The organism is Anoxybacter fermentans (assembly GCF_003991135.1).
Classification (GTDB): Bacteria; Bacillota; Halanaerobiia; order DY22613; family DY22613; genus Anoxybacter; species Anoxybacter fermentans.
In genome coordinates this window covers 2,562,043-2,574,173 of record NZ_CP016379.1, presented here as the reverse complement: position 1 = coordinate 2,574,173, position 12,131 = coordinate 2,562,043, and the positions used below count along the sequence as shown (strand labels likewise).

7 protein-coding genes and 1 pseudogene are annotated in these 12,131 nt (G+C 36.0%); all 8 read left to right on the top strand.

What is annotated here, in order from left to right:
* Positions 1-9 precede the first annotated feature (9 nt).
* Complete coding sequence (gene spoIIID / locus BBF96_RS11735; RefSeq protein WP_127017334.1) at positions 10-267, top strand: sporulation transcriptional regulator SpoIIID; 258 nt, start codon at positions 10-12, stop codon at positions 265-267.
* 132 nt (positions 268-399) lie between these two features.
* Positions 400-1,440, top strand: a complete 1,041-nt coding sequence (mreB, locus tag BBF96_RS11730; protein ID WP_127017333.1) for a rod shape-determining protein — start codon at positions 400-402, stop codon at positions 1,438-1,440.
* A gap of 30 nt (positions 1,441-1,470) precedes the next feature.
* Positions 1,471-3,465, top strand: coding sequence for a SpoIVB peptidase S55 domain-containing protein (locus BBF96_RS11725; protein WP_127017332.1), 1,995 nt, complete (start codon positions 1,471-1,473; stop codon positions 3,463-3,465).
* Positions 3,466-3,849: 384 nt separating this feature from the next.
* Positions 3,850-8,316 (top strand): translocation/assembly module TamB domain-containing protein, encoded by a 4,467-nt coding sequence (locus BBF96_RS11720; RefSeq protein WP_127017331.1) that lies wholly within the window; start codon positions 3,850-3,852, stop codon positions 8,314-8,316.
* 70 nt (positions 8,317-8,386) lie between these two features.
* The gene (locus BBF96_RS11715) at positions 8,387-9,028 is read left to right on the top strand and encodes a sigma-70 family RNA polymerase sigma factor (RefSeq protein ID WP_127017330.1); all 642 of its coding nucleotides are present in this window, start codon (positions 8,387-8,389) and stop codon (positions 9,026-9,028) included.
* 164 nt (positions 9,029-9,192) lie between these two features.
* Positions 9,193-9,339: a hypothetical protein gene (locus tag BBF96_RS16460; RefSeq protein ID WP_164731036.1), complete on the top strand. Its 147-nt coding sequence runs from the start codon at positions 9,193-9,195 to the stop codon at positions 9,337-9,339.
* A gap of 683 nt (positions 9,340-10,022) precedes the next feature.
* The gene (locus BBF96_RS11710) at positions 10,023-11,288 is read left to right on the top strand and encodes an HD domain-containing phosphohydrolase (RefSeq protein WP_127017329.1); all 1,266 of its coding nucleotides are present in this window, start codon (positions 10,023-10,025) and stop codon (positions 11,286-11,288) included.
* 32 nt (positions 11,289-11,320) lie between these two features.
* A pseudogene (locus tag BBF96_RS11705) lies at positions 11,321-11,635 on the top strand (class I SAM-dependent methyltransferase); the annotation flags it as partial.
* Positions 11,636-12,131 lie beyond the last annotated feature (496 nt).

Below are 12,131 nucleotides of genomic sequence, written 5' to 3'. Positions count from 1 at the left end.
GAATTTTTTGTGAAAGATTATATACGTAAGCGTGTATTGGAGGTGGCAAATTACATATATCAGACACGTGCAACCGTAAGACAGGCAGCAAAAATTTTCGGTGTAAGTAAAAGTACTATTCATAAAGATGTGACTGAACGCTTGAGTGAAATTGATGAAAACCTCTCTCAAAGGGTTAAAGAGGTTTTGGAGTTTAATAAGGCTGAACGTCATATTCGTGGTGGTGAAGCTACCAGACGTAAATATTTGAAGGAGAAGAAAGAGTAAATCTATACCTGTTTATATTAAAAAAAAGAAGGAAATAACTGAAGATATATAGAACTAATAATTGTACCAGTTTAGTTAAAAATTTTTGGATTATTAGAAATAATGACACCAGTATGCCGAAGGGGGACTGAAATGTTTGGGTTACAAAAAAAGATTGGAATAGACCTGGGAACGGCTACAATTTTGGTTTATGAAAAAGGTAAAGGTATTATTTTAAAGGAACCATCTGTTGTAGCAATGGAAAAGGGAACCAAGAAAGTCCTTGCAGTAGGAGAAGAGGCAAGAAGAATGTTAGGGCGCACTCCAGGCAATATTGTTGCCATTCGCCCATTACGTGAAGGTGTAATTGCTGATTTTGAGGTAACAGAGATTATGCTCAAACATTTTATTTCCAAAGTTTGTGGCAAATACACTTTTATAAAACCTTTAATTATGGTTTGTGTACCTGTTAATGTGACCGGTGTTGAACAACGAGCAGTGATTGAAGCAGCTATGCAGGTTGGAGCAAAAAAGGCGTTTTTAATTGAAGAACCTTTGGCAGCCGCTATTGGTGCCGGTTTGCCGATTCATGAACCTTGTGGAAGTATGGTTGTAGATATTGGCGGTGGTACCTGTGATATAGCTGTAATTTCCTTGGGTGGTATTGTAGTAAGCGAGTCGTTAAGGGTAGCTGGTGATAATTTTGATGAAGCTATTATTCGCTATGTTAAGTCCAAATATAATCTGATGATTGGGGAAAGGACTGCAGAAGAAGTTAAGATTGCCATTGGGACTGCCCATCTGGATGTCCAGGAAGATACTACATATGAAGTACGCGGTAGGGATATTATGAGCGGTTTGCCAAAAAATATTATTTTGACTCCAAAAGAGATTTATGAAGCCTTAAAAGACCCGGTTCAGGCTATTGTAGCCGCAGTAAAACGTGTTTTAGAGCAAACTCCTCCTGAGTTAGCCTCTGATATTATTGATAAGGGTTTAGTATTAACTGGTGGGGGAGCAATGCTTAGAGGTTTAGATCGTCTGTTGAGTGAGGAAACAGGAATTCCGGTAGTTTTGGCAGAAGATGCTTTATCTTGTGTTGCCATTGGTACTGGAAAGGCTTTGGAAAATCTAGATTATCTTCAAGATAGTTTGATTTCTAATAACCATCGTTCTCTGGGACGTGGTTTTTAGGATGAATTACACTGAGAGGATGGGATTTCGTTGAAGAAATTATTTTTTACAGTGGTCATTGTCTACGTTCTCCTAATTTTAATGCAATTTACAGCAATTGTTCTGGCGCAGGATGAAATTATGCCTATTACAGGGATTAAAAAGGGGATGAAGGGAGTAGGTAAGACCGTAATTTCTGGAGTAGTAGTTGAAGAATTTGATGTAGAAATATTAGGTATTTTAAAAAGTCAGAATCAAGTCGGAGATTTAATTTTAGTTAAAGTTAGCGGCTCTTTGATTGAGAGAACTGGCGGTATAGCTGCCGGAATGAGTGGAAGTCCCGTTTATATTAATGGCAAATTGATAGGAGCAATTGGATATAGTTGGGGATTAACTGATCATACCGTTGGATTGGTGACTCCAATTGAATCAATGTTACAGGTTCTCGAGATGGATAAGCAGGGAGAAAAAAAATTAAAATCCAATCAAATGGAGTATAAATATTTGCAACCTAATATAAAGAAATCTCCGGAATCTGTAAATCAGGGAAGGAAGGATAAGGTCGTATTCTTTGAACCACTCCAGCTTAAGGACAGAGTGGTAGATCGTATTTATTTTTGTGATTCCTACCATGAAGCCTTGAAGATATCCGAAGAAGAAGATAATGCTTTAGCAGCTTATCCAGTTAAAACACCATTATTAGTTAATGGTTTAACCGGTCGGGCATTAAAGTACCTTATCAATGATCTCAAAAGTTTTGATCTGGTGCCAATTGTGACAGGCGGAATTACTATCTCAGGAAGTGGAGTGCAGTCATTAGAGCCCGGAAGTGCCATTGCTGTACAGCTAGTTAGAGGTGATATTAACATTTCTGCTATCGGGACTTTAACCTATATAAAGGGAAAAAAAATCCTGGGATTTGGTCACCCTTTTTTGAAATTGGGTCAGGTGGAATATTTTCTCTCAGGTGCTGAGATTATGACCGTTGTAAACCATCAGGATATGCCTTTTAAGTTGGGAGTACCAACTGATCTGAAAGGGGTTATCACCCAGGATCGAAATGCCGGGCTTGGAGGTAGATTAGATAGATTACCTAAGATTATTCCTGTAACTGTCCAGGTACATGATCTTGATTTAGATCGAAAACGGGAAATCGAGTTTCAGGTAATTCGGGATGAAGAATTGGTTATACCATTGGTAGTTAATTCCGTTCTTCAAGCCATTGATACTGCTATTGATCGTCAGGGGTATGGAACTTCGACGGTAGATATTGAGATTATGGCTGATAAATTACCTGATCATATTATCCAATATAATAATATGTACTTTAGTAACTATGATATAGCTGCTCAATCACTGTATGATCTATATAACCTCCTGAATATAATTGTTACTAATCCTTTTGACAGAGTGAATCTAATCAGTATCAATGTAAATCTTCAGGTAAAGAGGGCACGTCAGGTAGCTATTATTGAAGAAGCTAAGTTGTTGAATGAAAAGCTCAAACCTGGAGATACTGCACGGGTAGAAGTAACTTTACGTCCCTATAGGGATACGCCTTTCAAACAGATTTTTGAGATTAAAATCCCGGAAAATATACAGACCGGGGATGCATCTCTCTCTATATCTGGAGGAATCTATGGTAGCTATCAAGATGTGGAGATGTATGATTCTATGAATGAACAACAACAGGAGCAAGAACAGGTACCTTATGTGGTGGGAGGCCATTATAAAAGTTTAAAAGAACTTTTAGATGATTATTTAAATCAATATAAGAATAATGAGTTGATTATTGAAATTTTACCCTATTATGTGGAAGTGATGGAAGAACAGGTTCAAGAGAAGGATTATGAAGGGGAAACTTCTGAAAAAAAGTCTTCTAATGGAGAAGAAGCCAGTCTATCTGTTAAGAAGACTTTTAAGACAGATTATGTGCTGGAAGGTGGCCTGACTCTGGAGATTACCATTTCTGAAAATGACGTAACTGTTGAAGAGATTCAAAGTGAAGAACAAAAGATTATTGAGAAATACAAGACACAGGAGTGATTCATACCTGTGTCTTATTATTTATAACAAAAAGCCAATTTTTCACTTCAAACAGAATCTAGGATTTTATCCATAAATTACATTTTTGAGATTATTCAGATTGAATCCAGGCTGTTGAAAAAAAACTAAATATAATTTCTTCCGTTACCGGACGCTCTGCCATTCTGGCTGCGCGTCCTTAAAATTCAAGGCTTCCGCCCTCCTGGCTTTAAGCCTTGACTTATATGTTTCAGAAATTATATTTAGTTTTTCTGGCATTGCACAGGCAAGTCTCTAAAAAAGAAAGGTTTGTCAACAAGTTCAGATTGAATCTTTTTCTTTTCTTGCATAAAATCAATAAATATAATATCATTATAGTAGTTGAATAGATGGAGGAATAGAAAAATGAGATTAATCTTAAAAACGGGAAAAAAAGTTATACCCCTATTTATTCTGTTAGTATTTGCTGGGTTCTGTTTACTTGTCTTTTTCAATACAGACCAGATTACTGAACGGGCTAAAACTGCCTTAATACAAGTGCTAAAAAAGTATTTGGGTGAAGATATTCAAATTGGTGGTATGACTTTGTTTCCTTTGAATCGAGTAACACTGCATCAGGTTAAAGTAATTACTGCTGAGCAAACTATTTTTCAGGCGGAACGGATTGTTGTATCTTTTTACCTTCATAACTTATTTAAGGGAGTGGATGGGATTTTAGAAGGTATTAAAGAGATTCAAATTATCCGCCCGGAAGTGCATTTGATTAAAGGAGAAGATGGTTTCAATTTTGAGAAATATATCGGGCAAGGAGAAGGGAACAGAGATAGTTTTCCTGCTTTTTCTACCTGGATTCGTTTGATTGATGGTAAGTTATATTATAATGATGGAAGAATAAGTGAAAGTTTAAATCAACTGAATGGAAGGATTAAAATTAAAGAAACAAAGGTTGAAATAGATGTGGACTTTCAAATAGAAGGGTTAAAACAGTCTTTAATTGAATTGAAGGGATCTGTTAGTCCTGAATTGAAATTTGAACTTAGCTTTACAGATTTACCCTTTGCTGTATTTGAACGATACGGGGTTACTATATCCGGGGTTGAAAAACTTAAAGGAAAAGGAACCGGTTCGGTTCAGGTTAAAAGGATAGAAGACAAGGCATTGAGTTATTCTGGCCGGATTACCATAGTTGATGGAGGGATGATCTTAAGTAAAATACCAATAGAGATTACACAGGTACAGGGCCAGATTAATTTTAATGATAAACAGATATTGATTCAGAAATTGAATGGAGAGACAGCTGCTGGAAGTTTTGCTGTCAGAGGGCAGATCTCTAATTTGGCCGATCCGGTTGTGTCTTTGAATATCACCACTGACAGATTTCAGTTAGCTAAACTGAGTTCTCTAATTCCAATACTGAAAGGAAAAGATTTAACCGGTCTGGCAAAAGGTAATATAGAAGTATTAGGTAATTTAAAGGATCCTCTTATAAAAGTTAACCTTACTGTTCCTGAAATAGGGTATCAGAATTTAAAATTTAGCAATTTCCATACCAGCTGGTGGTATCAAAACTCCTTTTTAACTTTACAGGACTTAGTGTTTAATTTTGATGGAGGAAGTTTTAAAGGTTATAGCGGTTATATTAATTTCAAAAATCAGGAAGAATTTTTCTATTCCGTTAATGTTGAAACGGTAAACTTTAATCTTTATAAATTCCTTTCTGCATTGGAACCGGGATTGAAAGAGATTCCGGAAGGATTACTGACCGGTAATTTCTACGTTTTTGGAGAAGGATTTAATCCCGATCATTTGAGTACTATTGGGTATGTTGATTTTCGGAATGGTAGGTATCAGGGGATAAATTTTAATCGCTTAAAAGCCAACTTCTGGTTTACAGCAGGGGAATTGGGTTTAAGTAAAGTAGAACTGAATACTCCTTATTTGGTTACCACTTTAACGGGAAATATAGACATAGATGGAGAAATAGATTTAACCATTGAGCCTTCTTTTATTGACTTGATCTGGTTAGGAGAACGGTTAGATTTTCCTGCCAGGGGTAAAGGTATCATTCAGGGAGAGGTTCGTGGTTCAATCACCGATCCCTATTTCATAGGGGAAATAAATTTAAGTGAAGGTCAGCTCTGGAATCAGGAATTTGATCAATTGAAGGGACGGATAAAAGTAGATAAATCAGAACTGACCCTTTTTGATACTGCTATAATTAAGGGTGAAAGTGATTTTCATTTAACAGGCAGAATAGATTTTATAAGTGAGAATTTAGATCTTCGAGCAGAAATTCTCAAATCATCTATTACAATGCTGCGGGAAACATTGGCCTTTATGGATATACCCTTTGATTTTACGGGTGATATTACAGGAAAAGTTACCCTGGTTGGGCCCTGGTCTGGAATTCAGGTGGCTGGGGATTTAGTGGCAACACAGGGTGTAGTTTTAAATCAGCCTTATGATAGGGCAGTATTATCTTTTAGCTGGAAAGAGAATGACATTCTTTTCAACAATTTTGAGATTAGCTATAAGAATACTGTTTTACAGGCTTCGGGTGTGATAGAGGATTATGAGAGACTGGAAATAGAGATGGAAGGACAAGGGTTTGATCTTACTGATATTCAGCAAATTCGTGATCATTTCCCCAGTCTAACAGGCCGGGCCAATTTCCGCGGCCGACTGACTGGAAAGACGACCTCTCCATCATTCTGGGGTACTATCTCCAGTGATTCGATTCAGTATAAAGGAGTACCCATTGAACAGTTATCTGCTCTCCTTCAATATGAGGAAGGGCTTTTGATGATAAGACCAATGAAGGTCATCAATGGTAAAAATGAGTATACGTTGATTGGTAAAATTTCTTTTGATCAGATGGTTCTGGATATGCAGATCAGAACTAAACATGCCAGGATTTCCGAATTGCTCCGGTTTACTGATCTGTCTATTAAGGATCTGGATTATACTATGGATGGGAAAATATGGATTCGCGGAAATCTGCCGGCTCCGGAGGTTAAACTGGATGTAATCCTTGATGATGGAAAGGAAGGTTCTCTGGCATTAAAGGGTATTTATGATTTTGGGCAAGGGATGAGCCTTCAGCTGAAAGGTAATAAATTTGATTTAAGCCCCTTTAAGTTATATCTGGCCGGCAATGATTTTGACTATACCCTTGATGGAGAAATTTTGGTTCTGGGCAAGTTATTTGAACCGACTGCAAGGCTAAATGTAATTTTGAATGATGCTCATGCAGGTACTTTGACGGTAAAAGGAATCTTTAATTTAAATGAAATTGATCTTGATCTTAAAGGGAATAAATTTGATTTGACTCCTTTAAAGGCCTATCTGCCCATTGGAAAAAATACTACAGAAAAAGCAGACCTTTTAGACTCTGATAAAATTAAAATTGGCAATGTAAATGCAAATCTAAATCTGGAGTTTAGCAATAGTCATCTTGATAATTATCTGTTTGAGTATTTAGCTGGAACTATCAAAATCATAGATGGCTCTACTGTAGTATTAAATCAGGAACTGATTTTACCTGATGGAAATGATATTAAGGTTAGAGGAACTGTACCTTTGTTTGATAGTGATGGTTTATTGAATTTGAAAATCGATATGATTCAGGGTAACTTAGAAGTTTTACCTCTTCTGGTACCAGGTGTTGAAGATGCCGGTGGTGAAGGTGAAGCGTACTTTAAGATTTCCGGTACAATGGCAAAACCGTTACTGGAAGGAGAGATTGATATCTCTTCTGGATTTATTAAAATTTATGGATTGGATTTAATAGAAGATATCAAAGGTAAAATTATTCTGACTCAGGGAAAAGCTCATATTAAGAAATTGGAAGGTAGAATAGGTAAAGGCCATTTGAATCTAAAGGGATGGGTGACTTTAAATGGTTTTATACCTGATGAGGTTAATTTTGATTTAAAGACTAAAGACTATCATTTTGTTTATGGTTCTATTGATGCCCTGGGAGATGCGAATCTTAAGGTTAAAGGTCCTTTCTTAACTCCGGAAGTGCGCGGTTCAATTCTTGTCCATGATGCAGAGATAGGAGTAGTTCCTTTTGAGTGGCCTCAGTCTGATGGAGCTATGTTAATCAATCCGATCTTTTATCTGGAGCTATATCCGGGGGATAATGTACGGGTTACCGGAACAAGTCCGGTAAATCTCAATGTAACCATTATAAAAAGCAATAAAGATAAGTTGGTGGTCGATACAACCGGAAAAGAACTGATTTTAAGCGGAGATTTGCATGCAAGGAGTGGAACATTTAACATTTATAATTCCAACTTTAGAATTAATTGGGCCACTGCTTCTTTTGTTAAGTTTAATAAATATATTCCTATACTCCATGTCCAGGCCCAGACCAATATAAGAAATTATCTTATTTTTCTTGATTTGGACGGTCTCCCGACAGATAATAACCTGAAGATGAAACTGTATTCAGAACCGGAGTTAACAGAACATGAAATTACTATGTTATTGGCAAACCAGGGAGGTTTAGGAGAATTTTTAGCTGGAAATGGAGATGTTACTGATGTGATCTCAGAGGAGATTTGGAGATATATTAACCAGGGACTTCGTAATGAGTTTTTAAATAGGCTAGAAGAGTCTATAGAAAAAGCCCTGAGCCTGGATGCTTTTTATCTAGACCCGGTACTTCTGGGGGATGCCAGAATTAATATTCAGATTGGTAAATATCTGGATGATGACCTGTATGTGGTTTATAGCCGAACTTTTTCCCAAAATCCTGAACAATCCATCGGTTTTGAGTACCAAATTCATCCCAATATTGGTATAGAAGGAACTTATAAAGGTGCTGGAAATTACCAGTTCGGTTTGAAGGTTGATTTTCCGTTTTAGTCTGTTCGGAATAAAAAAAATATGTTATACTTGTCTTTAGAAATCCCAGAAAAGGAAGTTGGTGTAACTGATGCTGGAACATTACTTGGGGGAATTAAATAAAATCCAGCTTTTATCACGTGAAGAAGAGCAGGCTCTCTGGAGACGTTACAAAGAAAACGGTGACCGGAGTGCCCGCCAGGAGCTTATCACTGCATATCAGCCATTGGTATACAGGTTGGTAGCCAGATTAGCAGTCAGCAGTGATATATTGATGGATTTAATTCAGGAAGGGATTATTGGTTTGATAGAGGCTGTGGAAAACTTTGAACCCGAAAGGAAAATTCGTTTCAGCACTTATGCTACCTATCGGATTCGAGGACGAGTGTTGAATTATCTTAAACAGGATTATGATCTGGATTTGATCTCCCTTGACCATATAGTGGGTGAGGATGGGCTTTCATTATTAGAGAGGTTGAAGGAAGAAGGTTTAAGTCTGGAAGGGCAGGTAGAAGAGCGTTATTTAAAAAAAGAGATCCAGAATGCTATAGAGCGGCTTTCTGATAAAGAGCAGGAGATTATTAAATCTCTCTTTTATGGTGAAAAAGCTGCTAAAGATATGGCAAAGAAGATGAAGATTTCTACTGGACATTTTTACCGGCTTCAGCGGAAAGCCATCCGGCGAATCCGCGGGATGCTCTCTGGTTTAATGCAGGAGATGAAAGGTGCTTAAAGACCCACGTTGTGTGGGTCTTACTTAATTATTGCTTGCTAATAGTGTTTTTTAATAAAAGAAGGAGGAATTACAAAAGAGGTGCCGAACTAAAATTTAGGAGAATTTACATTATAATAATTATGTAGTTAACGAACTGATTGCTGTTAAGGAGATGGATGTTTGTGGATGAAAATGTGTTGGAAGATCTTAGAAGAAAAACTTTTAAATTTAAAGAAGAAAATGATACAATGATTTTACTGCAAAAAGCTAATTTTTCGCTTCAAGAGAAATTTTTCGAACCATCTAAAGTTCGATTTCAGTCGAAATAAGGCACACTAATCAATGGGCCCTCCTGGCCCATGATTAGCTCATCACATCCTGTGATGAGGCCTTATTTCGACTGAAATCTCACTAAGATGGTTTAACGAAAAATTTCTATGTCGCTCAAAATTAGCTTTTTGCAGTTTAATCATACAATTAAAAAGTTTCGTGAAAATACAGATAATATTATAAATATGGGTAGTAAAGATATAATGAAATATTTAGGAATAACGATGCTTATGAATTTTAATAGAGATGTATTAACTGTTATTAATAGTTTATTAGAAAAGATTACTCCAAATAATACTAATAATAATTAAAAAAATGGTTAGAGCAAGAATATATTCCTTTTATGAAAAGGATGTTTAATACTCTAACTATAACCTCGCAAGAAGAATTATTATTGTTAGATAACCAAAAGTTTTTATTAAACAATACTGAAAAAAATGATACAATTAATTTTATATAGAATCTCCTTTGAATTAAAGAGAAAGTTTAAAAATCATGATCTGCTTCGATCAATGATATATAGCCAAATATAGATATAAAAAAGAGGATAAAATATCTTTTAAAAACTCAACTTTAATAGTAGAAAAATATAAACATTTGAGCGAAAGGGACCTGTGATTTTATTTCAGGTCTTTTTTGGTAGTGAGTAAAAATTAATCAGTATAGAAAGGATAGGATAAATATGATAAAAGAATTACATGTTTCTTTATTCGATATTATCATATGTCTATCGGATGCACTGGATTTGATAAGTCCAGCTGTAATTAACCATCATAAAAGGGTAGCCTATATTGCCTTAAACATAGCTGCTGAAATGGGTTTATCTAAAGAAGAACAGACCGGGTTAATTATTGCCGGCATATTACATGATATCGGTGCTTTTTCTCTAAAAGAAAGGCTTAGCAGTTTAAACTTTGAACTGGATTTTCCCCATCAACATGCAGAGAAGGGATATTTTCTCCTCAAGATCTTTGAACCATTTGCCAGAGTAGCTCCTCTGGTACGTTATCACCATGTACCTTGGAATAATGGAGAGGGTTCTAAGTTTAAGGGAGAGTCTGTGCCCTTAGGAAGTCATATTTTGCATCTGGCTGATCGGATTGATGCCCTGATTAACAAACAACAAGAGGTACTTGGCCAGGTTAAAGAAATCTGTGAGAAGATTAATCAGTACTCTGGAGAGTTATTTATACCTGATCTTGTTGAAGTTTTTAATAGATTGGCAGAAAAAGAATATTTCTGGTTAGATGCGGTCTCCTCATCAATTAACCAGGTTTTAGCGAGAAAAGCAAGATTTATAACAGTTGGATTGGATTTAGAAGAGCTTCTTAATCTGACCAGGTTATTTAGTAGAATTATAGATTTTAGAAGTAGATTTACCGCCACACATTCCAGTGGGGTAGCGGCTACTGCTGAAGCATTGGCAAAAATAATGGGAATGTCAAAAAGAGAATGTATGATGATGAGAATTGCAGGTTATCTTCATGATCTGGGAAAACTGGCAGTACCTGCAGAAATTTTAGAGAAACCCGGTAAATTAACTGGGGATGAATTTAATATAATTAAAGGACATACATTTTACACATACCGTATCCTTGAAAATGTTGGAGGTCTAGAGGAGATTAATACCTGGGCTTCTTTCCATCATGAACGTCTGGATGGTAAGGGGTATCCCTTCCATCACAAAGCTGATGATCTGTCTTTAGGGGCCCGAATTATGGCTGTTGCAGATGTATTTACAGCTATTACTGAAGATCGGCCCTATAGAAAGGGAATGACAAAAGATAAAGCACTTCATGTTTTAAAAAAGATGGTTAATAATTCAGCGTTAGATCCAATGATTGTATCAAGTTTAATCAAGAATTATGAAGAAATAAATTCAATACGTATAGCTGCTCAGATTACTGCATCTAAAGAATATGAGGAATTTGAAAAACAGACTGCTTAAAGTTACCGACATTTAGGGAGGAAAAAGTTGATAATAAATCTGCATCTGTGATAGATTTTGACTGTGGGCATGGGAAAATTCTTTTCCGCTGTCTGGAATTAGGGATCAGAAGTATAGTGGGTATTGATATATCACCAATGGCCATTGTACTCGCAAAGAAATTGGCAGTAGAAAATGGGGTAGAGAATAAAAGTGAGTTTTGGTGTGGAGATTCTTCTATATTATCCAGAATTAATGATCAAAGTTTTGATGCAGGGATTTTATTTAATATAATTGATAATCTGATGCCCGAAGATGGTCTAAAGGTGTTAAAATACGAAATATTACTTCGCAATATTTTAAGATAAAGCAGTTCCAGAAGGTAGTGTTTAAAGGCGTAAATAGCAGATTGTTTTATTTAGAAGTTAAATAACTTTTTTGTGTTATAAAACCACCCTGACTTAGGGTGGTATTTTTTTAATATTTAGGAAATTATACTTTTTCGTAGGTTGTGGATACTGCAAAAAGCTAATTTTTCGCTTCTTGAGAAATTTTTCGAATCATCTAAAGCTCGATTTTCGCCGAAATAAGGCTTCCTAATCAAAGGGCCATCCTGGCCCTTAGAACTAGCTCATCATTTCCTGTGATGAGGCCTTATTTCGTCGGAAATTTTGCTAAGATGATTTGGAAAAATTTCTATGTCGCTCAAAATTAGTTTTTTGCATTATAATCATGTGTTATTTATGTTAAAACTGTGTTAAATAGGTCTGGTTTGTTCCCTCTTTTTTAAACGTATTATTGAAAGAAAATAGGTCAAATAAAGGAGAAAGAAGCAGATAAATTAATCTTTTCTGTTTATATCGT

Excerpts from the sequence above, each read along its gene's own strand:
- mreB (WP_127017333.1), top strand. The coding sequence starts at position 400 with ATGTTTGGGTTACAAAAAAAGATTGGAATAGACCTGGGAACGGCTACA.
- BBF96_RS11720 (WP_127017331.1), top strand. The coding sequence starts at position 3,850 with ATGAGATTAATCTTAAAAACGGGAAAAAAAGTTATACCCCTATTTATT.
- BBF96_RS11715 (WP_127017330.1), top strand. The coding sequence starts at position 8,387 with ATGCTGGAACATTACTTGGGGGAATTAAATAAAATCCAGCTTTTATCA.
- BBF96_RS11710 (WP_127017329.1), top strand. The coding sequence starts at position 10,023 with ATGATAAAAGAATTACATGTTTCTTTATTCGATATTATCATATGTCTA.